This is a genomic window from Serratia sp. K-E0102, from assembly GCF_029962625.1.
GTDB lineage: Bacteria > Pseudomonadota > Gammaproteobacteria > Enterobacterales > Enterobacteriaceae > Serratia > Serratia sarumanii.
The window spans coordinates 1,306,833-1,330,466 of sequence record NZ_CP124754.1 but is presented as its reverse complement, the minus strand read 5'-3'; the positions used below and the strand labels follow the sequence as shown (position 1 = coordinate 1,330,466).

The 23,634-nt window shown below is 63.7% G+C and carries 25 protein-coding genes; 13 read left to right on the top strand and 12 right to left on the bottom strand.

All coding sequences use genetic code 11. The features are described 5' to 3' along the window. Nucleotides 1–60: 60 nt before the first annotated feature. A complete protein-coding gene (gene bioA / locus SSARUM2_RS06355; RefSeq protein WP_041033952.1) occupies nucleotides 61–1,335 on the top strand; it encodes an adenosylmethionine--8-amino-7-oxononanoate transaminase in 1,275 nt (424 codons plus the stop codon). 4 nt (nucleotides 1,336–1,339) lie between these two features. Here the strand turns inward: bioA and SSARUM2_RS06350 are convergent, their stop codons facing one another. Then, on the bottom strand, nucleotides 1,340–1,741 hold the full coding sequence (locus tag SSARUM2_RS06350; protein ID WP_016928691.1) for a YkvA family protein: 402 nt from the start codon (nucleotides 1,739–1,741) through the stop codon (nucleotides 1,340–1,342). A gap of 2 nt (nucleotides 1,742–1,743) precedes the next feature. Then, entirely contained in the window at nucleotides 1,744–2,019 is a 276-nt protein-coding gene (locus tag SSARUM2_RS06345; RefSeq protein WP_019453999.1) for a metal/formaldehyde-sensitive transcriptional repressor, read from the bottom strand. A gap of 78 nt (nucleotides 2,020–2,097) precedes the next feature. On the opposite strand from SSARUM2_RS06345, the gene dmeF reads away from it, so the two are divergent. Together dmeF and SSARUM2_RS06335 are read left to right on the top strand one after the other, a co-directional pair. After that, the gene (dmeF, locus tag SSARUM2_RS06340) at nucleotides 2,098–3,063 is read left to right on the top strand and encodes a CDF family Co(II)/Ni(II) efflux transporter DmeF (RefSeq protein WP_072269709.1); all 966 of its coding nucleotides are present in this window, start codon (nucleotides 2,098–2,100) and stop codon (nucleotides 3,061–3,063) included. Nucleotides 3,064–3,095: 32 nt separating this feature from the next. Further along, nucleotides 3,096–3,578, top strand: a complete 483-nt coding sequence (locus SSARUM2_RS06335) for a kinase inhibitor (RefSeq protein WP_033637497.1) — start codon at nucleotides 3,096–3,098, stop codon at nucleotides 3,576–3,578. 67 nt (nucleotides 3,579–3,645) lie between these two features. On the opposite strand, the gene pgl is transcribed toward SSARUM2_RS06335, so the two are convergent. Then, entirely contained in the window at nucleotides 3,646–4,641 is a 996-nt protein-coding gene (gene pgl / locus SSARUM2_RS06330; RefSeq protein ID WP_033637496.1) for a 6-phosphogluconolactonase, read from the bottom strand. Nucleotides 4,642–4,819: 178 nt separating this feature from the next. Here pgl and SSARUM2_RS06325 point away from each other — a divergent pair, with 178 nt between their 5' ends. After that, nucleotides 4,820–5,638 carry a pyridoxal phosphatase gene (locus tag SSARUM2_RS06325; protein ID WP_049212871.1) on the top strand — a complete coding sequence of 273 codons (819 nt, stop codon included), beginning with the start codon at nucleotides 4,820–4,822 and terminating at the stop codon, nucleotides 5,636–5,638. 31 nt (nucleotides 5,639–5,669) lie between these two features. On the opposite strand, the gene modC is transcribed toward SSARUM2_RS06325, so the two are convergent. The 9 genes from modC to SSARUM2_RS06280 all read right to left on the bottom strand — a co-directional run bounded on the left by modC (nucleotide 5,670) and on the right by SSARUM2_RS06280 (nucleotide 14,376). Further along, nucleotides 5,670–6,737, bottom strand: a complete 1,068-nt coding sequence (gene modC, locus SSARUM2_RS06320; protein WP_016928697.1) for a molybdenum ABC transporter ATP-binding protein ModC — start codon at nucleotides 6,735–6,737, stop codon at nucleotides 5,670–5,672. Next, nucleotides 6,738–7,427 (bottom strand): molybdate ABC transporter permease subunit, encoded by a 690-nt coding sequence (modB, locus tag SSARUM2_RS06315; RefSeq protein ID WP_033653514.1) that lies wholly within the window; start codon nucleotides 7,425–7,427, stop codon nucleotides 6,738–6,740. It lies immediately after the preceding gene. Then, nucleotides 7,424–8,197 (bottom strand): molybdate ABC transporter substrate-binding protein, encoded by a 774-nt coding sequence (gene modA / locus SSARUM2_RS06310; RefSeq protein ID WP_060438982.1) that lies wholly within the window; start codon nucleotides 8,195–8,197, stop codon nucleotides 7,424–7,426. The genes modB and modA overlap by 4 nt, the downstream gene beginning before the upstream one ends. Nucleotides 8,198–8,355: 158 nt before the next feature. Continuing rightward, a complete protein-coding gene (locus tag SSARUM2_RS06305; protein WP_004939813.1) occupies nucleotides 8,356–8,505 on the bottom strand; it encodes an AcrZ family multidrug efflux pump-associated protein in 150 nt (49 codons plus the stop codon). 145 nt (nucleotides 8,506–8,650) lie between these two features. After that, on the bottom strand, nucleotides 8,651–9,439 hold the full coding sequence (locus tag SSARUM2_RS06300; protein WP_049235007.1) for an ABC transporter ATP-binding protein: 789 nt from the start codon (nucleotides 9,437–9,439) through the stop codon (nucleotides 8,651–8,653). Continuing rightward, nucleotides 9,436–10,461 (bottom strand): iron ABC transporter permease, encoded by a 1,026-nt coding sequence (locus tag SSARUM2_RS06295; protein ID WP_041033936.1) that lies wholly within the window; start codon nucleotides 10,459–10,461, stop codon nucleotides 9,436–9,438. Before SSARUM2_RS06295 ends, SSARUM2_RS06300 begins: the two co-directional genes overlap by 4 nt. A gap of 1 nt (nucleotide 10,462) precedes the next feature. Beyond that, nucleotides 10,463–11,218, bottom strand: a complete 756-nt coding sequence (locus tag SSARUM2_RS06290; RefSeq protein WP_033653521.1) for a class I SAM-dependent methyltransferase — start codon at nucleotides 11,216–11,218, stop codon at nucleotides 10,463–10,465. A 1-nt stretch (nucleotide 11,219) separates the two neighbouring features. Then, a complete protein-coding gene (locus SSARUM2_RS06285) occupies nucleotides 11,220–12,209 on the bottom strand; it encodes an ABC transporter substrate-binding protein (protein WP_226907351.1) in 990 nt (329 codons plus the stop codon). A 4-nt stretch (nucleotides 12,210–12,213) separates the two neighbouring features. Continuing rightward, nucleotides 12,214–14,376: a TonB-dependent receptor gene (locus SSARUM2_RS06280; RefSeq protein WP_060438984.1), complete on the bottom strand. Its 2,163-nt coding sequence runs from the start codon at nucleotides 14,374–14,376 to the stop codon at nucleotides 12,214–12,216. Between the two features lie 188 nt (nucleotides 14,377–14,564). Between SSARUM2_RS06280 and modE the strand changes: the two genes are divergently transcribed. From modE to gpmA, 9 genes are all read left to right on the top strand, one after another. Next, nucleotides 14,565–15,356, top strand: coding sequence for a molybdenum-dependent transcriptional regulator (gene modE, locus SSARUM2_RS06275; RefSeq protein WP_041033928.1), 792 nt, complete (start codon nucleotides 14,565–14,567; stop codon nucleotides 15,354–15,356). A gap of 90 nt (nucleotides 15,357–15,446) precedes the next feature. Beyond that, entirely contained in the window at nucleotides 15,447–16,934 is a 1,488-nt protein-coding gene (gene modF, locus SSARUM2_RS06270; protein WP_060439072.1) for a molybdate ABC transporter ATP-binding protein ModF, read from the top strand. Nucleotides 16,935–17,029: 95 nt separating this feature from the next. Continuing rightward, on the top strand, nucleotides 17,030–17,602 hold the full coding sequence (locus SSARUM2_RS06265) for a cysteine hydrolase (RefSeq protein WP_060452732.1): 573 nt from the start codon (nucleotides 17,030–17,032) through the stop codon (nucleotides 17,600–17,602). A gap of 166 nt (nucleotides 17,603–17,768) precedes the next feature. Then, nucleotides 17,769–18,587 (top strand): CPBP family intramembrane glutamic endopeptidase, encoded by an 819-nt coding sequence (locus SSARUM2_RS06260; RefSeq protein WP_033647143.1) that lies wholly within the window; start codon nucleotides 17,769–17,771, stop codon nucleotides 18,585–18,587. 285 nt (nucleotides 18,588–18,872) lie between these two features. Next, complete coding sequence (galT, locus tag SSARUM2_RS06255; RefSeq protein WP_060421193.1) at nucleotides 18,873–19,925, top strand: galactose-1-phosphate uridylyltransferase; 1,053 nt, start codon at nucleotides 18,873–18,875, stop codon at nucleotides 19,923–19,925. Continuing rightward, complete coding sequence (galK, locus tag SSARUM2_RS06250; protein WP_060438985.1) at nucleotides 19,922–21,073, top strand: galactokinase; 1,152 nt, start codon at nucleotides 19,922–19,924, stop codon at nucleotides 21,071–21,073. The genes galT and galK overlap by 4 nt, the downstream gene beginning before the upstream one ends. Beyond that, a complete protein-coding gene (galM, locus tag SSARUM2_RS06245; protein ID WP_039566918.1) occupies nucleotides 21,067–22,110 on the top strand; it encodes a galactose-1-epimerase in 1,044 nt (347 codons plus the stop codon). The genes galK and galM overlap by 7 nt, the downstream gene beginning before the upstream one ends. 197 nt (nucleotides 22,111–22,307) lie before the next feature. Beyond that, the gene (locus SSARUM2_RS06240) at nucleotides 22,308–22,655 is read left to right on the top strand and encodes a PsiF family protein (RefSeq protein WP_033637480.1); all 348 of its coding nucleotides are present in this window, start codon (nucleotides 22,308–22,310) and stop codon (nucleotides 22,653–22,655) included. A gap of 216 nt (nucleotides 22,656–22,871) precedes the next feature. Then, complete coding sequence (gpmA, locus tag SSARUM2_RS06235) at nucleotides 22,872–23,624, top strand: 2,3-diphosphoglycerate-dependent phosphoglycerate mutase (RefSeq protein ID WP_033647147.1); 753 nt, start codon at nucleotides 22,872–22,874, stop codon at nucleotides 23,622–23,624. The last annotated feature ends 10 nt before the right edge of the window (nucleotides 23,625–23,634 follow it).

Genomic DNA, 23,634 nt, shown 5'->3' with positions numbered 1-23,634 from the left:
GCCAGTTTAAATATTGTGGATATACTGTCAACCAATCTTAATTCAATTTGGTTTACAAGTATGTCTGTCACCGCTTCCGACCTGGCGTTTGACCAACGTCATATCTGGCACCCCTACACCTCCATGAGCCGCCCGTTACCCTGTTACCCGATCGAGTCGGCCAGCGGCGTCGAGCTGCAGCTGGCGGACGGCCGGCGTCTGGTGGACGGCATGTCCTCCTGGTGGGCGGCGATCCACGGTTACAACCATCCTCGCCTGAATCAGGCCGCCAGCCAGCAGTTGGAGAAGATGTCGCACGTGATGTTCGGCGGTATTACCCATCCGTCCGCCATCTCGCTGTGCCGTCGGCTGGTGGAGATGACGCCGGAAGCGCTGCAGTGCGTGTTCCTGGCGGATTCCGGTTCGGTGGCGGTGGAAGTGTCGCTGAAGATGGCGCTGCAGTATTGGCAGGCGCGCGGCGAGCGGCGGCAGCGCATCCTGACGCTGCGCCACGGCTATCACGGCGATACCTTCGGCGCGATGTCGGTCTGCGATCCGGACAACTCGATGCACAGCCTCTATCAGGGCTATCTGGCGCCGCACCTGTTCGCCACCGCGCCGCAGTGCCGCTTCGACGAAGAATGGCGTGAAGAGGACATCGCGCCGTTCGCCGCGCTGCTGGAGCAGCACGCCGGTGAAGTGGCGGCGGTGATCCTGGAACCGGTGGTGCAAGGCGCCGGCGGCATGCGCATCTACCACCCAAGCTACCTCAAGCGGGTGCGCGAGCTGTGCGATCGCCATCAGGTGCTGCTGATCGCCGACGAGATCGCCACCGGCTTCGGCCGCACCGGCAAGCTGTTCGCCTGCGAGCACGCGCAGGTGGTGCCGGACATTCTCTGCCTGGGCAAGGCGCTGACCGGCGGCTACATGACGCTGTCCGCCACCCTGACCACCCGCCACGTGGCGGAGACCATCAGCAACGGCGCGGCCGGCTGCTTTATGCACGGGCCGACCTTTATGGCCAACCCGCTGGCCTGCGCGGTGGCGGACGCCAGCCTGGCGCTGCTGGCAGAAAATCGCTGGCAGGCGCAGGTGAGCGCCATCGAAGCCCAGCTGAAGCAGGAGCTGCTGCCGCTCGCGACGCTGCCGAAGGTGGCGGACGTGCGGGTGCTGGGCGCGATTGGGGTGGTGGAGATGCGTGAACCGGTGAACGTCGCCGAGCTGCAGCGCGGGTTCGTCGAACGCGGGGTGTGGATCCGGCCGTTCGGCAAGCTGATTTACCTGATGCCGCCTTACATCATCGAAGCGGAACAGCTCAGCCGCCTGACCGCCGCCGTGGCCGCCGCCGCGCGTTAATGGCTTACCAATGCTGGTCCAGATAGCGGGCCAGCAGCCCCAGACACAGCAGCCAGAGTAAAATGATCATCACCGCCGCCATGCGGCCGGTGGGGTTATCCACGCGCTTTTGCGCCTTCTCGCGCAGCTCGGCCATCAGCGGCTTGGGGATCAGGCGCACCGCCAGCATGATGCCCAACGGTACGATAATCACGTCGTCCAGATAGCCCAGCACCGGAATGAAGTCCGGGATCAGATCGATCGGCGAGATCGCATAGCCGGCCACCAGCAGCGCGATCAGTTTGGCGTACCACGGGGTGCGCTTATCACGGGCGGCCAGCCACAGCGCGTAAATATCGCGCTTGATGCCTTTGGCCCAACGGCGCAGCCAGCCGAACCACGGCGTGCGTTTTTTCAGTGAGATCATGCTTATTTCATATAGGAACGTAAGACGGTCATCAATTGCTCGATGTCTTGCTCACGCTGCTGCGGCGTGGCGTCCGCAGCAGCCAAGTGTTCGCGCACGTGCCCTTCCAGCACCTGCGCCATCAAACCGTTGACCGCGCCGCGCACCGCTGCGATCTGCTGCAGAATAGCAGAACACTCACCGCCGCTTTCCAGCGCGCGCTCCAGCGCTTCGGCCTGCCCTTTAATGCGGCGCACCCGCGCCAACAGCTTCTTTTGATCTCTGATGGTATGGCTCATCATTTCCGCCTGATTGTCATTTACTATACTGGGGTATAGTATATTTCAGCACACTACCTTTTGCTGAGGAACTTCACCATGACTTCTCACGCGCCCGCTTTGCACCGCGAGCACAGCCACGTTTTTGACGATGGTAACCCATTGGCTGAAAGAAACACCAGATGGGCGGTGATACTCACCGCCGGTATGATGGCCATCGAGATCGCCGGTGGCTGGCTGTTTAACTCGATGGCATTGCTGGCCGACGGCTGGCATATGAGCTCACACGCGCTGGCTCTGGGCCTGTCGGTGCTGGCTTACGGCGCCGCACGACGGCTGGCCAAAGACCGCCGCTTCAGCCTCGGCACCTGGAAGATAGAAGTGCTGGCCGGTTACACCAGCGCGGTGTTGTTGGTGCTGGTGGCGGCGCTGATGCTGTTCCAGTCTGCGCAAAGGCTGATGAATCCCAGCCCGATTCATTACAACGAAGCCATCGCCATCGGTACGATTGGGCTGGCCGTCAATCTGCTTTGCGCCTGGCTGCTGCGCGGCGGCGGCCACCATCATCACGGGGATGACCACGATGACCATCATCATGACCTCAACCTGCGTTCCGCCTATATCCACGTCATCGCCGACGCCGCCACTTCGGTGCTGGCGATCGTGGCGCTGTTCGGCGGCAAGCTTTGGGGCGCCGTCTGGCTCGATCCGTTGATGGGCATCGTCGGCGCGATGATGGTGGCCGCCTGGGCCTATAGCCTGATGCGCGATAGTGGAAAGATTTTGCTGGATGCCGAAATGGACGCTCCCGTTGCACAAGAAATTCGTCAAACTCTGGCCACTGCCGGCCACTCGCTCACGCTGACCGATTTGCATTTAGGCCGCATCGGCAAAGGAAAGTATCATTGCGTCATCGCCTTGAGCAGCGCCGATCGCACCCTCACCCCCGATCGGGTACGCCAACTGTTGGCCGCGCGTCCCGAACTGGTGCATGTCACCGTCGAGATCAACCGTCCGCCGCTGGCGCAAGGGGTTGTATTGTTCCACCGAAAAGATCTAGCTTAAGGGTTCGCGTTTACCGACAACTGGGAGTCACTATGGCTTTTCGTTTGTACAGCAACGATCTGCAGGACGGCGGCAAACTGCCGCAGCAGCAGGTTTTCAACGGCATGGGCTATCACGGCGATAACCTGTCGCCCCACCTGGCCTGGGACGGCGTGCCGGCCGGCACCAAAAGCTTCGTGATCGCCGTTTACGATCCCGATGCCCCGACCGGCTCCGGCTGGTGGCACTGGATCGTGGCCAACATTCCCGCCGACGTGCGCGAGCTGCCGCAGGGCGCGGGCTCCGGCAAAGCTCCGCTGCCCGCCGGCGCGCTGCAGACCCGCACCGACTTCGGCTCAGCCGGCTACGGCGGCGCGGCGCCGCCGAGTGGCGAAAGCCACCGCTACCAGTTCACCGTGCATGCGCTGGACGTGGAGCGCATCGAGGTGGATGAGGGTTCCAGCGGCGCGCTGGTGGGCTTTAACGTCCATTTCCACAGCCTCGGCAGCGCCACGCTGACGGTGACGTTCAACTGATCCCCCGCCAATAAAAAAGCGCGATTCCACCGAATCGCGCTTTTTCCATACTCGTCTGACCGCCGAATTACTTCGCCAGCACGCTCACCCACATCGGGCCTTTGCCCACCGGATAACGCGCCAGCGTGGTCAGCTTACCGCTGGCCTGGTCAATTTCATGCACCGCGATGTGATCGGATTTCTGGCCGGACGAAATCACGAAACGGCCGCTGTGATCGATGTTAAAACCGCGCGGCTGCGCTTCGGTCGGATGATAGCCGACCACGCTCAGCGTGCCGCCGTCTGCGGAAACGCTGAAGATGGTCAGAATGCTGGCGGTGCGGTCGCTGGTGTACAGGAAGCGGCCGTTCGGCGTGATATGGATGTCCGCCGCCCAGCGGGTGCCGTCGAAGTCGGCCGGCATAATGTCCAGCGTCTGCGTGACGGTGTATTTGCCGCCGTTTTCCGAGATGGCCAGCACGTCCACCGTGCCGTCCAGCTCATTGACGCAGTAGGCGAACTTGTCGTTGTGGTGGAACGCCATATGACGCGGGCCGGCGCCGGCGGCGGTCGCCACCGCTTCCTGCGCGTGCGGCGTCAGCTGGCCCGCCAGGCTCAGGTTGAACAGGCGGATGCGGTCTTCTTTCAGGCAAGGCACCAGCACCAGCTGGTTGGTCGGATCGATGTTCGCCGAGTGCGGCGCGGTCAGCCCGTCGATCTGCTGAATAGGCGCCGTCACCACGCCGTCGTGGCCGATCGGGCTGATGCTGGCGCAGTTGCCGCTGTAGGAGGCGGAGAACAGGTAACGCCCCTGCAAATCGGTGGAGATATGGGTCGGGCTGCCCGGCAGCGGCGCCATGCCGGCCTGCTGCAGCGTGCCGTCCGCCTCGATGCGGTAGCTGACGATGCCGAACGCCGGACGCACGCCGACGTACAGGTGGGTCTTGTCCGGATGAAGGGTCATCGGCTGCACCTGGCCCGGCACGTCAACGGTTTGCAGCAGCGCCAGCGCGCCGGCGTCATCCAACTGCCAAACGTGGATCTGCTGGCTCTCCGGGCTGGCGACATAAACGATTTGCTTCATGTGTTCTCCTTGCAAAGGGTAAAAGAGGAACCGGTTTCAGGCCGTTCGATTGCCCCTAGCTTACCGCACATCCGTCGCATGGCAACCCCGCTTAGCACCGTAAGCTCACGCGGTTTTCTCCGTTGGCTATCCGGTGTACCATCGGATTAATTTTATGGCTAACGATAACGAGAACCCTATGAGCTACCGCGTCATCGCCCTCGATCTTGACGGCACCCTGCTGGACAACCAAAAACGCATCTTACCGCAATCGCTGGAAGCGCTGGCGCAGGCGCGCGCCGCCGGCATCCAGGTGGTGGTGGTCACCGGCCGCCACCACGTCGCTATCCATCCGTTCTACCAGGCGCTGCAGATAGATACCCCGGCCATCTGCTGCAACGGCACCTATCTGTATGATTTTCAGCAGAAGAAGGTGTTGGCAGCCGATCCGCTGGCGAAAGATCAGGCCAGGCAGGTGCTGCAGATGCTCAAACAGACCGATATTCACGGGCTGATGTACGTCGACGACGCCATGCTGTATCAGGAGCCGAGCGGCCACGTGATCCGCTCGCTGGCCTGGGCCGAAACCCTGCCGGCGGCGCAGCGCCCGACGCTGCTGCAGGTCGGCAGCCTGGCGCAGGCGGCCGACGACGCGCAGGCGATCTGGAAATTCGCCACCTCGCACACCGATACCCTGGCGCTGCGCGAGTTTGCCGACACGGTGGAGAAAGAGCTGGGGCTGGCGTGCGAATGGTCCTGGCACGATCAGGTGGATATCGCCAAAGGCGGCAACAGCAAAGGCAAGCGCCTGCGCCAATGGGTGGAGTCGCAGGGGCTGAGCATGGATCAGGTGGTGGCGTTCGGCGACAACTACAACGACATCAGCATGCTGGAAGCGGTCGGGTTGGGCGTGGCGATGGGCAACGCCGATGATGCGATCAAGGAACGCGCCGATCTGGTGATCGCCGATAACCTGCAGCCGGGCATCGCCGAGGTGATCCGCACCCGCGTACTCTAGTTTTTTCGCCCTCCCGCCGGGAGGGTCTGTCTTAGCGGCTCTCGCGGCTGATAGACACGCTCTTCACCTGCGCGTACAGCCACTGCCCAGGGCGGATCGCCAGTTCATCGCGCGCCCAGGGCGTGATCCGCGCCCACAACACGTGTTCCCCGACCGCCAGCTTCACTTCCACCTGCCCGTCCACGTCCAGACACTCGCTTACCTTGGCCGGCAACACGTTGCGAATGCTGCTGTTGACCGGCGGTTGCAGCACCAGCGAGACGTCGGCGGCGTTGATGCGAATGCGCAGCTGGGTGCCCAGTTCGGCGTCGATGCCGCTGACCCACAGCCTTTGATCGCCGAGCGCCAGCGCGGTCATGGCATAGCGTTGATGATGCTCAATCACGCTGACGCGCAGCACGCTGCTCTGATCTTCACGCTGCAGCCACGGCCGCAGCGCGCTGCTGGCCCAAACGGCTTCCAGCCCGCCGAACGCGCGCACCTCGCCGCGATCCAACACCATCACCTGCTCGGCCAGGCGCAGGATCTCGTCCAGGCTATGGCTGACGTAGAGGATGGGGATGTTGACGTCCTGCGCCAGCCGCTCCAGATACGGCAGCAGTTCACGTTTGCGCGGCAGATCGAGCGAGGCCAGCGGCTCGTCCATCAGCAGCAGTTCCGGCGCGGTCAGCAGCGCGCGGCCGATCGCCACCCGCTGTTTTTCACCGCCGGAGAGCGTCAGCGGCAGCCGATTGAGCAGCGGCCCGATGCCCAGCAGCTCGACGATGGTGTTGAACTGCGCGCGCATGCCGGCCGCCATGCCGTATTGCAGGTTGCCGCGCACCCGATAGTGCGGGAACAGCCGCGCATCCTGAAACACGTAGCCGATACGGCGCTTTTCCGGCGGCAGGCAAAGGCCCGCGGCGGTATCCACCAGCGTGCGGCCATTGAGCGCGATGCGCCCCTGCTGCAAACGGGTCAGGCCGCCGATGGCGTTGATCAGGGAAGTTTTGCCCGCGCCGGACAGGCCGAAAATCGCGGTGATGCCCTGCGCCGGCAAATCGGCGCGGACGTTGAGATTAAGGTCGCCCAGCTGCTGCGAGAAATCCAGCTCCAGCATTTACACCCCCATCCGTTTGCGGCCCCAGCGGGCCAGCCATTCGGACACCATCAGCGAAGCCAGCGACAGCACGATGGCGATCGCGCACAGCCGCGCGGCGGCGGCTTCCGCCCCCGGCGTTTCGATCAGCGTATACATCGCCAGCGGAATGGTGCGGGTTTCACCGGGAATGTTGGAGACAAAGGTGATGGTGGCGCCGAACTCCCCCAGCGAGCGGGCGAAGGCTAGCACCACGCCGACAATGACGCCGGGCAGCGACAGCGGCAGCGTGACGGTGAAAAACACCCGCCACGGGTTGGCGCCCAGCGTGCGCGCCGCCTGCTCCAGCCGGGTATCTACCGCCTCCAGCGCCAGCCGAATGGCGCGCACCATCAATGGAAACGCCACCACCGCCGATGCCAGCGCGGCGCCGCGCCAGCTAAAGCTAAAGCTGAAGCCGAACCAGTCGTACAGCCACTCGCCGATGACGCCGCGCCGCCCCATGGCGATCAGCAGCAAATAGCCGACCACCACCGGCGGCAGCACCAGCGGCAGATGAATGACGCCGTCCAGCAGCGCCTTGCCGGGAAAGCGGCAACGCACCAACACCCAGGCCATCAGAATGCCGAACGGCAGGCTGCAGACCACCGCCAAACCGGAGACTTTCAGGCTCAGCTCAACCGCCTGCCACTCGTACTCACTCAGAATCATTTACGCGGGGTGAATCCATAATGTTCGAAAATAGCGGCCGCTTCCGGGCCCTTCAGATAGGTATAGAAAGCGCTGACCGTCGGATTTTGACGATCTTTCACCATCGCCATCGGATATTCAACCGGTTTGTGGCTGTCTTCCGGGAATACACCCACCACTTTCACCTTGTCGCTGGCGACCGCGTCGGAGCCGTAGACGATGCCGAGCGGTGCTTCACCGCGCTCCACCAGCGCCATCGCGCTGCGCACGTTGTTGGCACGCGCCAGTTTCGGCTCCAGCGCGCTCCAGGCGCCCAGATATTCCAGCGCCTCTTTGGCGTAGATGCCGGCCGGCACGTGATCCGGATCGCCCACAGCCAGGCGGCCGCCGTTGAGCAGCTTGGCCCAGTTGGTCTGCTTGTCGATGGCGATCTTGTCTTGCTTATCGCTCTTGGCGGCGATCAGCACCAGTTCGTTGCCCAGCAGCGTGTAGCGGGTGTCTTTCACCATCTGCTGTTTGTCGATGGCGTAATCCATCCACTGTTGATCGGCGGAGATGAACAGATCGGCCGGGGCGCCCTGCTCAATTTGGCGCGCCAGCGTCGAGGACGACGCGAAGGAGGAAACCACCTGCACGTCCTTGCCTTTTTGATACTGGGTGGCGATGTCCTGCAGCGCGTTGGTCAACGACGCGGCGGCGAACACGGTGATCTTTTCCGCCGCCGAAGCCTGTGCCACCAGGCCCGATGCCAACACGATCCCGCCAACCCATTTGGTCCATTGCTGTTTCATTGTTTTTCTCCGCAAGTTAACGTGCATTATCACTCTTCGTTATATAAAAAATAATATAACGTTGCGCGAAAGCTTGTCATGCGGTTTATCGGCAAAGCGTGAGATAACTTGAGGAATGCCCGCCGGGCGATGCCGGCGGGTATCGGGATGGGGAACGGTCAGTGCTGGGTGCGGTTTTCTTTCGAACGGCCCACTTTGGAGAAGACGTTGAACACTTCGCCAAAACCGTAGATCAGGCCGAGGATCAGCGCCATGACCACCGGCACCATGACCACGGCAAACAACAGACTTTTCAATAATTCCAACATGATAGCCTCGCTTAACTGCCCATTGAGCGGCAAATGCCTTTCACCGCATATCGGGTTATTCTAACCCAAAAAAATCGCTAAAACCGGAGTTATTTTAGCCAGCGGGGCGAAATTGTGATCGGCCAAACGTGCCCTTTCCACCGGCTCATCCCGCCGCAGGATAGTAGATCAGCGGTGGCGCATAGCCGGCGGGCGCCGCCAGCCGGGCTTCCACCCCGTACACCGCGCGAATGTGCTCCGGCGTCAGCGCCTGCCGCGGCGTGCCCGCCGCACAGATCCCGCCCTGCTGCAGCAGCGCCACCCGATCGCAATAACAGGCCGCCAGATTCAGATCGTGCAGCGTCACCACCACGCTGAGTTTCAACCGCCGCAGCAAGGCCATAAACTGCTGCTGATGGGCGATATCCAGATGGTTGGCGGGCTCATCCAGCAGCAGCCACGGCGTTTGCTGCGCCAGCGCGCGCGCCAGATGCACCCGCTGTTGTTCACCGCCGGACAGCCGCTGCCAATCGCGATCGGCCAGGTGGCTGATGCCCACTTGCTCCATCGCCTGCCCGGCGAGGCGGCGATCCTCGGTACCAAAACCTCGCCAGCGGCCGACATGGGCCAGGCGCCCCAGCAGCACCGCCTCCTTCACCGGCAGCGCGAAGGCGCCGGGGGCGGATTGCTCGAGAAAGGCGATGCGCCTGGCGCGCTCCCGCCCGGAAAACGCGGTAATTTGGCGCCCTGCCAGCCAAACGCGGCCCCCGGCGGCGGGCTGCAACCCGGCCAGCAGCTTGAGCAACGTGGATTTACCGCTGCCGTTGACGCCGAGCACGCCGGTGATCTCACCGGGCAAGGCGCAGAAATCCAGATTTTCCAGCACCGTGCGTTCGCCCGCTCGCCAGCTCACCGCCTCGGCGCACAGGCCGGATCGCGCTTTTTCAATCGTCATGCATTGACCTTCCGATACAGCAACAGCAGGAATACCGGCACCCCCAGCAGCGCCGTCAGCACGCCGACCGGCAGCTCGCGCGGAGCAAACAGCGTTCTGGCCAGGGTGTCCGCCGCCACGGCGAACAGCGCACCGCACAGCGCGCTGGCCGGCAACAGCAGCCGATGCCGCGAGCCGACCAGCCGCCGGGCGACATGCGGCACCGTCAGCCCGATAAATCCCACCGCGCCGCTGAACGCGACGATCGCCGCCGTCAGCGCGGTGGTCACCACATACAGCAGCAGCTTCAGCGGAGCCACCGCCACCCCCAGCGAAGCGGCGGTCACGCCGCCAAACGCCAGCGCGTCCAGCTCACCCGCCCGCAGCCAACACAGCAGCAGCGCCGCCGCCAGCGCCAACCCGCACAGCCCGACCTGCGGCCAGCGCGCGTCGCTGAACGATCCCAGCAGCCAGAACATCACGCCGCGCGTGGCGTTGGCGTCCGCCTGCCAGAGCGTGATCAGCGAAGTCAGCGCGGAGAGCAGCTGCGTCACCGCCACCCCGGCCAGGATAAACAGCGTGGACTCCCCCTGCAGCGAACGCCCGGCCAGCAGCATCACCAACGCAAACGCCCCCAGCGCGCCGATAAACGCGCCGCCGGACACCGACAACAGGCCGCCGCCCAGCCCCAATACCAGCACCGTTACCGCCCCCACGCCGGCGCCGGAGGAGATGCCCAGCACCCAGGGATCGGCCAGCGGGTTGCGGGTCAGCGACTGCAGCACGGTGCCCGCCAACGCCAGCCCGGCGCCGGCCAGCGCCGCCAACAGCGCGCGCGGCATCCGCAGCGACCAGATGATGCGCTGATACACATCGGCGTCGGTCGCCGCACCGCCGCTGACGCCAAGCACGATGCGCCAGGCGTCGTGCCACGCGATCGGCGCGGGCCCCGACAGGGTGGCGCCCAGCAGGGCCAGCGGCAGCGCCGCCGCCAGCAACAGCAGCCAGCCGGCCTCACGGCCGGGCAGTAACCGCCGGATCATGCTATTTCCAGCCTGCGATCACATAGTCGTCCAACAGCTGCCACACCGTCCCCGCCTCGCTGAAACCGGCTTGTCTAAGCGCCGCGAGCTGGAAATCCACCGGCGTCGGCGGCGGCACCGGGCGGCCGGCGAACAGCGCTTCACGCTCGGCTTGATAAGCGGCCAGCGCCGGCGATTGCAGCGCGCCGGCGAACCAGCGATCCCAATCCTCAACGCCGCTGTCCCAGGCGCGCTGTTGGGTCTGCTCGTCGTGCCGCTCCGCCAGCGCTTTCAGCCGCGGCTGGCGCTGGTCATAGCGCTGATGATCGGCGTTCAGGAACACGCCGCCGTCGGCCAGCAGCCCGGCGACGTTGCGGTACAGCGCCAGCTGCTGCTCGGGCATCAGCCAGTGCAGCGCCGTGCTGGACACCGCCGCCTGCGGCGCGGGGCCGGACAGCGCGGAAAAACAGGCCGGATCCGCCAGATCGGCCTGCAGAATGCGGATCCGATCGCCGTAGGCCGCCAGCGCGCCGCGCGCCACCGCCAGCAGCAGCGGATCGAGATCGATGGCGGTCACCCTGGCCTGCGGAAAGCGCTGCAAAATGCGCAGGCTCAGCGAGCCCGGGCCGCAAGCCAGATCCACCACGTGAAAATCCTGACCGGCGGCCAGCGCCAGCACGTCCAGCTGGGCGTTAAAACGCGCTTCCCGCTCGGCGATGTAGGCCGCCTGCTGGCGATCCCAGGAGTCCAGCAGCGAAGAGAATGAAACGGCAGTCATATCAAGGTTCCTTGTTGGAAAAAGTCGGCGCCTGCGGCGGCAAGGCCGCCAGGCCCCGAATCAAACGGCCCAACGCCGCCACGGTGCGGGCGGAAGGGTCCATGTCGTAACCGGGGAGGATCACGTAGCGCCGCTGACGCACGGCGCGCAGCGTCGCGGTCAGCGGGTGATGCTCCAGAAAGGCGATCTTGTCGGCCGCGCTGTCGCCGAGGCCGCCACGCGGCAGATCGCCAAGCACGATCGCATCCGGATCGCGGGCGGCGATGATTTCCCAGGACACCGTCGGCCACAGCTCGGGCCGGTCGCCGAACAGGTTCTCGCTGCCGACGCTGCGGCTCAGCAAACCTGGCGCGCCGCAGCAGCCGGCCACGTAGGGCGTCTGCGCGCCGGCATACCACCACAGCAGACGTAAATGCGGCAGCTGAGCACGCTGTGGTTCGAGCGCCCTCAGCTGCCCGCGCAGCCGTTCGACCAGCGCTTCACCGGCGCGGCTGACGTTGAAAATGCGCGCCAGCTCCCGCAGCTCGGTGAAAATGTCTTCAAACGTCAGCGCGGCGGCGATCGCGCTTTGCTGGCCGCTGCAGGCGTCGGGTGAGAGATAAGTGCCGATGCCCCATTCTGCCAGCCGCGCCCGATCGGGCGTTTCCGGGCTGTGCAGCCAGTAATAGCTGGCCGAATAGACAAAATCCGGCCGCATCAGCAACAACGCTTCCGCCGTGGGCGGCGCCGGGCTGGTGGGCGCCTGCAGCGCATCGGCCGTCGGCGCGGGATCGCGCGCGCGGTCATACCCGACCACGCCGATCGCGCGGGCGGCCAGCCCCAGCGCCAGCAGGTTTTCCAGCGCCGGGTTGGCGTAAACCAGCACCCGCTGCGGCGGCTGCGGGTAATCGTGCGTTACCCCGCAATTTTGCAGGCTGACGGCATCGGCGCGCAGCGGCGCGCCGCCGCCCAATCCCAGGGCGCACAACAGCAGAGCAAGCCGGCGTTTCACGCCGTCAGAACCTGACCGACACAAAGGTTTCATAACTGCGCGGCGGCGCGATCAGCGCCTGATCCGGGTAAGTGCGCTGGTAGGCGTACAGCTGGTTGGTGGCGTTGCGAATGCGAAAACCGACATCGACGATCGGCGTCAGCTGATAGTCCGCCGCCAGATCGAGCGTGGTATACGCGCGCATCTTGCGCCGGTTGGCGTCGTCGTTGTAACTGCTGCCGACGTAGCGCAGCGAAGAAGCCAGCCCCAGGCGCTCCGTCGCCTGATAATGCACGCTGAGGTTGGCAGTCCAGTCCGGAATATAGGCCGGGCGATTGCCGTTGTAGCTGCGCAGCGGGCTACCGCCGCGATAGTCGTCGTAGCGGGCATGCGTGTAGGCGGCGTTGCCGGCCAGCTCCCAGCGCTCGTCGGGACGCAGCACCACGCCAAGCTCGATGCCGCGCGACGTCTGCCTGCCTACCGCGTTCAACGCATCCGGCCGCTGCGCGTCGGGCACAAACAGGTTGTCCTTGCGCAGTTCGTACAGCGCCAGCGTCGCCTCGCCTTTGTTACCCCAGAACTGCCCTTTGGCGCCGGCCTCCCACTGGCGCGCTCGCGTCAGCGGCAGATCGGTCTGCGTTGGGCTGAGGAAGAACAGATCGTTGCCCGGCTCCTGGCCGGTGGTGTAGTTGGCGTAGAGCGTGAGGTTATCGGTCAATGCATAGCTGGGGCCCAGGCTCCAGGTGCTGAAAACGTAGGTATGCGCGCGGCTCTCTTCCTGCGGCCCCTGGAAGCGCCAGTCCATGTTCATATGGTTGTAGCGCAGCTGGCCCAGCAGCGCTAAACGCTCGGTCAGGCTGAAGCGATCTTCAAGAAAGGCGGCATACTGGTTCTGGGTAACGTGGCGCACCGGCGCGCGTTGGCGGTCGGTTCCCTGGGCGAACGGCTCTCGGGGCGGCGCGCCAAGCGGCACGTCTTCGGATCCGGGGAAGCCGTTGGAGTAGTACTGAAAATGCCGCTTGCTCAGATCGAGGCCGACCAGCAACCGGTTATCGAAACCGGCGATGGCGCGATCGAACACCAGCGAACTGCGGTTGCCGATCAGATCGTCGTCGTGCGCCAGGGCGCCGAAGGAGTCACGGTTGACGTCGCCGGGCCGGGCCGCCGCCGCGACGCGAAAGCGTTCGACGTTGCGCCACTCGCGAAAGCCGCTGTAGTAATAGAATTGGTTATGCCACTCCACTTCGGGCGTCATAAACCAGTCCAGACTAGCCTGAAATGCGGTGGCGTTGCTCTGGATGCGGCTGTCGGTCAGGTTGTTGTAATTGATGTCGCGCAGCTCGCCGGCAATGCGCCCGTCCAGCAGCGGCGTGCCGTAGTAAGGGTTGTTGGTGCGGTTGAGCGTGCGGTCCAGGCTCAGCGTCAACAGCGCATCGTCCGTCAGTTTAAACAGCAGCGAGCCGGAAACCCGCTTCTGCCGATCGCGTTCGTACTGCACGTTGCTGCCGCTGTCGTTGCCGCTGACGTCCAGCCGGTACGCCACCGCATCGTCCACCAGCGCGCCGCCGGCTCCCAGATGCAATCGCTGGCTGCGGTAGCTGCCGAAGCCATAATCGAGCTCAAGCGGCTGGCGGCTGAAGGTCGGCCGCCGCGAGATCAGGTTGACGCTGCCGCCCGCGGCGCTCAGGCCGTTCAAGGCCGATCCCGGCCCGCGCAGTATCTCGATGCTGTCGTAATGCGCCGGATCGCCCAGCTGCAGCGTGCTGCCGGGCATCTCCACGCCGTTATACAGCCAGGCGATCGGCCGGAAACCGCGCGCGGAAAAGTTGTTGGACAGCGTCGGCGAAGCGACGCCGGACAGGCCAGTGGCGTGCTCGACGGCGGCGGCCAGCGAGCGATCGCCCCGCTGTTGGATCGCTCTTGCGCTGATGATATCGACGCTGCGCGGCGTCTCCCGAGCGGTCAGCCCAAGCTGCGAAGCGCTGCGGCTCACGGCGTTCAACGCATCGTAGCGCCCCGCGGGGGCCGCCGCCTCCACGGTGAGCTGTTCTTCGCATCCCATGGCATTGCGGGCTTTATCGCAGTCGGCGGCGAAAGCCAACGGCGCCGTCAGTGCGCCGCCGACCCAGGCGGCGGCAAGGCATAACGATTTTCTGGGCGTGACAAGACGCCAGCGTGTCGTACTCATGTGAAGCATCCCTGTGGTGAAATAAAAACCGGCCGCAGCCAGCGTAAAGCCTTATCGTTTTTCTGTTATGTTATATTATAACAACAAAGCAATACCAGTCTTTATTGCCCCGCCCTCCAGCGCACTGCGCTTGGCGCTTTGCCGCCAAATCGGCGACAATAAGATTTTTGCCGCCGACAGGATGCGCTATGCAGGCCGAAATTCTTCTGACTCTCAAACTCCAGCAAAAGCTGTTCGCCGATCCGCGCCGCATCGCGCTGCTGAAACAGGTGCAGCACACCGGCTCCATCAGCCAGGGCGCCAAACTGGCGGGCATCAGCTACAAAAGCGCCTGGGACGCCATCAATGAGATGAACCAGTTGGCGGAACAAACGGTGGTGGAACGCGCCACCGGCGGTAAAGGCGGCGGCGGCGCACAGCTGACGCACTATGGCCAGCGGTTGATCCAGCTGTATGACCTGCTGGGCCAGGTGCAGCAAAAAGCTTTCGACGTGTTGCAGCAGGACGATCTGCCGCTCGACAGCCTGCTGGCGGCCATCTCGCGCTTCTCGCTGCAAACCAGCGCGCGCAATCAGTTCTTCGGTACCGTCATCGAACGCGATCATCAGCAAGTGCAGCAGCACCTGGCGATTTTGTTGAATGACGGCACCACTCGCCTGACGGCGGCCGTCACCCAGCAAAGCGCCGACCGGCTGCAGCTGACGCCGGGCAAAGAGGTGCTGGCGCTGATCAAGGCGCCCTGGGTGCGGTTAAGCGTCGATACCGCGGAGCATGCCGGCGCGGATAACGCGCTGGCGGGCGTGGTGGCCGGCATTCAGCCGGGCGCCGAACACAGCGAGGTGCTGGTGACGCTGGCGGGCGGCGAAACCCTGTGCGCCACCCTGACGACGGCGGAGCTGCAGCGCCTGCAGCTGAGCGTCGGCACCGCCGTACACGCCCTGTTCAACGCCGATCGCGTGATTGTCGCCACGTTGTGTTAAGCGCAACGTAACGTTGCGTTTTTGTTGATTGACATCACCCTGCAATGCGCCTATTCCTAAGGCAAATAATTGCAAAAAAAGGAACAGGTGATGTCGTCGTTGCACATTTCGCAAGGTTCATTCCGCTTAAGCGATACCCGCACCCTGACGCTGGACGCGCTGGAAATCCAGGCCGGCGACAGCTGGGCCTTCGTCGGCGCCAACGGCAGCGGCAAATCCGCCCTGGCGCGCGCGCTGGCCGACGAACTGGTTCTGCTGAGCGGTGAGCGCCGCAGCGACTTTCAGCACGCGGTGCGCATCTCCTTCGAACAGCTGCAAAAAATGGTCAGCGACGAGTGGCAACGCAACAACACCGATCTGCTCAGCGCGGACGAGGACGACACCGGCCGCACCGCGGCGGAAATCATTCAGGAAGAGGTGCAAGACGCCGCGCGCTGTGAGCGGCTGGCCGCGCAGTTCGGCATCACCGCCCTGCTGACGCGCCGCTTCAAATACCTCTCCACCGGCGAAACGCGCAAAACCCTGCTGTGCCGGGCGCTGATGCCCGAGCCTGACCTGCTGATCCTCGACGAACCCTTCGACGGGCTGGACGTGCACTCGCGCGCGCAGCTCGCCACGCTGCTGAGCGAGCTTTCCGCCCAGGGCCAGACCGTGGTGCTGGTGCTCAACCGGTTCGACGACATCCCGGATTTTGTCCGGCAGGTGGGCGTGCTGGCGGACTGTACCCTGACCAACCGCGGGCCGCGCCGCCAGGTGATGGCGGACGCGCTGGTGGCGCAGCTGGCGCACAGCGAAAACCTCAGCGGGCTGGCGCTGCCGGAGGAGGAGGATCCAACGCAAAAGGTGGCGCTGCCGGCGGATCGGCCGCTGATCGTCCTGCGCGACGGCGTAGTCAGCTATAACGATCGGCCGATCCTCAATCATCTCGACTGGCAGGTTAACCCCGGTGAACATTGGCAGATCGTCGGCCCGAACGGCGCCGGCAAATCCACGCTGCTCAGCTTGATCACCGGCGATCACCCGCAGGGCTACAGCAACGATCTGACTCTGTTCGGCCGCCGCCGCGGCAGCGGGGAAACCATTTGGGAGATCAAGCGCCATATCGGCTACGTCAGCAGCAGCCTGCATCTGGATTATCGCGTCAACACCAGCGTGCGCAACGTGGTGCTGTCGGGGTTCTTCGATTCGATCGGCATTTATCAGGCGGTGTCGGATCGTCAGCGGCAGCTGACCGAGCAATGGCTGGCGCTGCTCGGGCTCGACGGCGCGCACGGCGACGCCCCGTTCCACAGCCTTTCCTGGGGCCAACAGCGGCTGGCGCTGATCGCCCGCGCGCTGGTGAAACACCCGGCGCTGCTGATCCTCGACGAGCCGCTGCAAGGGTTGGATCCGCTCAATCGCCAGCTGGTGCGCCGCTTCATCGACGTGCTGATCGGCCAGGGCGCCACCCAGCTGCTGTTCGTCTCGCACCATGCCGAAGACGCGCCGCAGTGCATCACACACCGCCTCAGCTTCGTGCCCGACGGCGAGGGCGGCTACGGCTACCAACAGCAACGGCTGGAGCCGACCTCCGCCTGAAGCGCGGCGTAAACATATCCGGCAACACTTCACCGCAGCACATCACATTTGGCCTTTTATCATAGAAAGAAAGAAGGCCATTTTCTGGAGACGCCATGTCCGCTGCGTTGATTATCATCGACCTGATCGAGGATCTGATCGGGCCCAAAGGGCGCGCCAACCACTGCCGCGAACAGGTGACGGCAAGCCACCTGCTCGCCAACGTCAATGCCGCCGCGGCCTACGCCCGGGTGCGAAAAATCCCGGTGATTTGGGTGCGGACGGGATTTGCCGACGATTATCATGACATCCCGCTCCACTCGCCGCTGTTCAACCATTTGAAACAGATAGGCGCGCTGCGGCTAAACGGCCCGGGCTGCCGCTGGACGCCCGATCTGCATCAGGAGGAGACCGATCTGCAGTTTGATAAAACGGCGGTGAGCGCCTTCTCCGGTAACAATTTGTTAGCCTGGCTGCGGCAACATCGGTGCCATCATCTGCTGCTGGCGGGCGTCAGCACGCCGCTCGCCATCGAGAGCACCGCGCGTCAGGCGCACGACGCCGGCTTCCAGGTGACCGTGCTGCACGATCTGTGCGCAGCCCCCACGCAGGAGCTCCACCAGCAGAGCCTGGACACCCTGCAAAACCTGGCGAAAATCGCCCGTTCGCAGGCCTGGATGCAAGGCTGACCTCAATACCGCCGGTCGTGTGGGCCGGCACCCTGCACGGATGCGTCACTGCCCCGACCTTTAGCGTCATCTTGGTGTGCTACTATCCGCTCTAGCGCTCAATTTCGCCATCATCGCACGCCGCAAAGGCGCTGAGCGCCGTGTACATATTTTAAAGGGACATATCATGTGGGGCGTACTGGCTGCTTCGTTATTTTTCTTACCGTTTAACCGGCTGATAGCCTGGGTTATCCTGGCCGCCTCGGCGGGCATGGGGCTTTATCATGGGGTGTTGACGCCGCTCAGCCTGGGTTGCCTGTTGGCCATCGTGGCGCTGGCGGGGCTGCGTCACCATTTTCGCGAGCGGCGTAGTCTGGCGATCGCGTTCGAAGGGTTGGTGGTCGCCGGCTGCGTGGCGCTGTTCTTGCACCTGGTGCCGGGCATCCACAATCAGCTGATGATCGACGGTGAAAAAGCCGGCCCGCTCAGCGCGCCGTTCACCATGTATTACAACTTCGACAAGGCGATGGTGCCCTTCCTGCTGTTCGCCTGCTTGCCCACGCTGTTTTCCGCTGAACGCGGCGGCAACGTCGGCAAAGCGGGCTGGATTGCGCTGCTGCTGGCCGTGCCGGCGCTGTTGCTGCTGGCCGTGGCGCTGGGCGGCTTAAAAATCGAGCTGCATGCGCCCGCCTGGATCCTGCCTTTCGTGATGGCGAACCTGTTCTTCGTCTGTATGGCCGAAGAAGCGCTGTTTCGCGGCTACCTGCAGCAGCGCCTCAGCCAGTGGCTGGGCGCCTGGCCGGCGCTGATCGTCGCTTCTCTGGTGTTCGGCGCCGCGCATTTGGCCGGCGGCATGCTGATGGTGATCTTCGCGACGCTGGCCGGGGTAATCTACGGCCTGGCGTGGATGTGGAGCGGCCGCCTGTGGGTGCCGATTCTGTTCCATTTCGGGCTTAATCTGACCCATCTGCTGTTCTTTACCTACCCGCTGTATCAGCATCCTTAACGGCTGACGCCGGCAGAGAGCCCTTCTCTGCCGGCAGGTCGGGTGAAAACGCTATCATCGGCAGCGCACCGCAATGCCCTCAATCACGTTGCCAACGGCTTTTCTCCGCCCATCAGGCGCTTTTTATCACAGTGTAAACGATTCCATTTTTCGCGTTAGATCACCTTTTTAGCGCCGCGGGCGTGCTATCTTTTTGCGCAATGACCTCTCCCTGTTCAGCAAAGGGCGTATTAAGACGGTAATTGGAAGCGATTACACCCTCGTCGACGCCAAGAAAGGAACCGTATGACAGAATTTAACCCTATCGATCATCCGCACCGCCGCTACAACCCGCTGAGCGGCCAATGGGTGCTGGTCTCACCGCACCGCGCCAAGCGCCCCTGGCAGGGCCAGCAGGAGACCGTCCCGACGGAAACGCTGCCGGCGCACGATCCCGACTGTTTCCTGTGCCCGGGAAACGCGCGCATCACCGGCGATCGCAATCCGGATTATCGCGGCACCTACGTCTTCACCAATGATTTCGCCGCGCTGCTGAGCGATACGCCGCCGGCGCCCGACAGCCAGGATCCGCTGATGCGCAGCCAGAGCGCGCGCGGCGTCAGCCGGGTGATCTGCTTCTCTCCCGATCACAGCAAGACCCTGCCCGAACTGACGCTGCCGGCGCTGGAGCAGGTGATCGCCGCCTGGCAGGCGCAAACCGATGAGCTGGGCAAGCACTATCCCTGGGTACAGCTGTTCGAAAACAAAGGCGCGGCGATGGGCTGCTCCAACCCGCACCCGCACGGGCAGGTCTGGGCCAACAGTTTTTTGCCGAACGAGGCCGAACGCGAAGATCGCCTGCAGCACGCGTATTTTCGGGAACACGCCTCCCCGCTGCTGCTGGACTATGCGCAGCGCGAGCTGGCCGCCGGCGAACGCATCGTGGTAAACACCGAACACTGGCTGGCGGTGGTGCCCTACTGGGCCGCCTGGCCGTTTGAAACGCTGCTGCTGCCGAAAGCGGCGGTGCAGCGCATTACCGATCTCAGCGCGGCGCAAAGCCAGGATCTGGCGCTGGCGCTGAAGAAGCTGACCAGCCGCTACGACAACCTGTTCCAGTGCTCCTTCCCCTATTCGATGGGATGGCACGGCGCGCCGTTCAACGGTGCCGACAACCGACACTGGCAGCTGCACGCCCATTTCTATCCGCCGCTGCTGCGTTCAGCCAGCGTGCGCAAATTTATGGTCGGTTACGAGATGCTGGCGGAAGCCCAGCGCGATCTGACCGCCGAACAGGCCGCAGAGCGTCTGCGCGCCGTCAGCGATATTCATTACCGTGAAGCCGGAGCCCAAGCATGAGCCTGAAACCGCTTACCCATTCTCTGTTTACCGAACACTTTGGCTACGCGCCGGCGTTGACCATCCAGGCGCCGGGGCGGGTGAACCTGATCGGCGAACATACCGATTACAACGACGGCTTCGTGCTGCCCTGCGCTATCGATTACCAAACCGTCATCGCCTGCGCCAAGCGCGACGACCGCCAGATCCGCGTGCTGGCCGCCGATTATCAGCATCAGCAGGATCAATTCTCGCTCGACGATCCGATCGTCAGCCACCCCGATCAGCGCTGGTCGGACTATGTGCGCGGCGTGGTGAAGCACCTTCAGCGCCGCAACGCCGACTTCGGCGGCGCGGATCTGGTGATCGCCGGCAATGTGCCGCAGGGCGCGGGGCTCAGCTCCTCCGCCGCGCTGGAAGTGGCGGTGGGCCAGGCGCTGCAGGCGCTCTATCAGCTGCCGCTGGACGGCGTAGCGCTGGCGCTGAACGGCCAGGAAGCGGAGAACCAGTTCGTCGGCTGCAACTGCGGCATCATGGACCAGCTGATCTCCGCGCTCGGCCGGCGCGACAGCGCGCTGCTGATCGACTGCCGATCGCTGGAGACCCGTGCGGTGCCGATGCCGGACAACGTCGCGGTGGTGATCGTCAACTCCAATGTGCAACGCGGGCTGGTGGACAGCGAATACAACACCCGCCGCAAACAGTGCGAGGAAGCGGCGCGGTTCTTCGGCGTCAAGGCGCTGCGCGACGTCAGCCCGGAAGAGTTCGAAGCGCGTCAACATCAGTTGGATCCGCTGGTGGCCAAACGCGCGCGCCATGTCATCAGCGAGAATGCCCGCACGCTGGCGGCGGCCGACGCGCTGGCGGCCGGCGATCTGCAACGCATGGGCCGGCTGATGGCGGAGTCGCACGCCTCGATGCGCGACGACTTTGAAATCACCGTGCCGCCGATCGATAAGCTGGTCGAGATCGTCAAAGCGGCGATCGGCCCGCGCGGCGGCGTGCGCATGACCGGCGGTGGCTTTGGCGGCTGTGTCGTCGCGCTGATGCCGCAGGATCTCGTGGAGACGGTGCGTGCCGCCGTAGCGCACGAGTATCCGCGGCAAACCGGCGGATTACAGGAAACCTTCTATGTCTGCCAGGCTTCGCAAGGCGCCGGCCTATGCTGACCGCAACCACGGCAGTCGCCCCTGATGGGCAACCTTATCAGCTGACGCAGCTGCAAAACGCCGGCGGCATGACGGTGACGCTGATGGATTGGGGCGCCACCTGGCTGTCCGCCGTCTTGCCGCTCAAATCCGGCGAAAGACGCGAGTTGCTGCTCGGCTGCCGCAGCCCGGCGGACTACCCGCGTCAGGGCGCCTATCTGGGCGCCACCGTCGGCCGTTACGCCAACCGCATCGCCAACGCCAGTCTGCTCATCGACGGGAAACCCCATGCGCTGGCCGCCAATCAGGGCGCCCACCAGCTGCACGGCGGCCCCGACGGTTTTCATGCCCGCCGCTGGCGCCGGGTACAGCATGATGCGCAACAGGTCTGCTATGTGCTGCACTCGGCGGAGGGCGATCAGGGCTTTCCCGGCAATCTCGACGTGCAGGTTTGTTACCGCCTGACTCATGACAATCGCCTGGAAATCAGCTATCTGGCGCAGGTCGATCGACCCTGCCCGGTCAACCTGACCAACCACGCCTATTTCAACCTGGACGGCGCCGGCACCGACGCCCGCGCCCAGCGGCTGCAGCTGTTCGCCGATCGCTATCTGCCCGTCGACGCCGAGGGCATTCCCTGCGCCGATCTGACGCCGGTGGACGGCAGCGGCATGGATTTTCGCCAGCCGAAAACGCTGCTGCACGATTTCCTGCGCGACAGCGACCAGCAGCGGGTGAAAGGCTACGATCACGCATTCCTGCTGCATCGTACCTGTGGGGCGCTGGAGAGCCCGGCGGCCCATTTGTGGTCCGCCGACGGGCAAGTGCAAATGAGCGTGTTCACCGACGCGCCGGCGCTGCAACTCTACAGCGGCAATTACCTGGCCGGCACGCCGGCGCGCGATGGCGGCAGCTACGCCGACCATGCCGGCGTGGCGCTGGAAAGCGAGTTCTTGCCGGACAGCCCGCACCATCCCGAGTGGCCGCAGCCGGACTGCTGGCTGCAGCCGGGGAGCCGCTATCGCAGCGCCACGCATTATCAGTTTTATCCTATCTGACCCGCCACGCCCCTCGCCGTGCGGCCGGGGGCAATTTGTTATAAATGCTTACCTTTTAACGCTATCCCCCCACCGGCGCCCGCCTTCCCTTATTCCAAAGCGCGCACTACACTCAGGCTACCGTGATAAGCACAACGCCTTGTGCAACGTCACCTTTTTCGGCCGATGGCGGCCAATCAATAGCTGAAGGAACACCTATGCGTCTGATTACTGCACTTCCATTGCTGGCTGGCTTAATGCTGAGCACCAATCTGATGGCGGCCGACGCGACGACGGCGACGAAAACGCCTTCGCCGGCGCAGGCGGCTCAACAGAAACGCATGACCGACTGCAACCAGCAGGCATCCACCAAATCGCTGAAAGGCGCCGATCGTTCCACCTTCATGAGCACCTGTCTGAAATCCGAAGGCTCCGCCGCGACGGGCAAAACCCTGACGCCGCAGCAGCAGAAAATGAAGAACTGCAACGCCGACGCCAAGACCAAGGATCTGAAGGGCGACGCGCGTAAAACCTTCATGAGCAACTGCCTGAAAAAATCGGCCTGATTTTCCCCACGCCACGGCGCGCCCGAAGCGATTTTGGCGCGCCGTTTCCCCCCTCGCAGCGCCAGCCTGAACGATTCAGCTTTTTCCTTTCGCCAGCCCTTACTTTGCGGCAAGAAATTGGCTATGGTTAGACACTATCGATTGCCGAGCCCCGGCCCGCGGCAATATAATGATTTTCGTTATCATTGAAATGTCAGATTATTAAGGAGTTAAGCTATGGCTGTAACTAAGCTGGTTCTGGTGCGTCACGGCGAAAGCCAGTGGAACCAAGAAAACCGCTTCACCGGTTGGTACGATGTTGATCTGTCCGACAAGGGCCGCACCGAAGCGAAAGCAGCAGGCAAGCTGTTGAAAGAGGAAGGTTTCACTTTCGACTTCGCTTACACCTCCGTACTGAAGCGCGCGATCCACACCCTGTGGAACATCCTCGACGAGCTGGATCAGGCCTGGTTGCCGACCGAAAAATCCTGGAAGCTGAACGAACGTCACTACGGCGCGCTGCAGGGTCTGAACAAAGCGGAAACCGCTGAAAAATACGGCGACGAGCAGGTGAAACAATGGCGTCGCGGCTTCGCGGTGACCCCACCTGAACTGACCAAAGAAGACGAACGTTACCCTGGCCACGATCCGCGCTACGCTTCGCTGACCGAGCAAGAGCTGCCGCTGACCGAAAGCCTGGCGCTGACCATCGATCGCGTTATTCCTTACTGGGACGAAGAGATCCTGCCACGCATCAAGAGCGGCGAGCGCGTGATCGTTGCGGCGCACGGCAACTCGCTGCGCGCGCTGGTGAAATACCTGGATAACCTGAGCGAAGACGAAATCCTCGAGCTGAACATCCCAACCGGCGTGCCGTTGGTGTATGAGTTCGACGAGAACTTCAAGCCAATCAAACGTTACTACCTGGGTAACGCCGACGAGATCGCTGCAAAAGCGGCCGCCGTGGCAAACCAGGGTAAAGCGAAGTAATTTCGCCCGT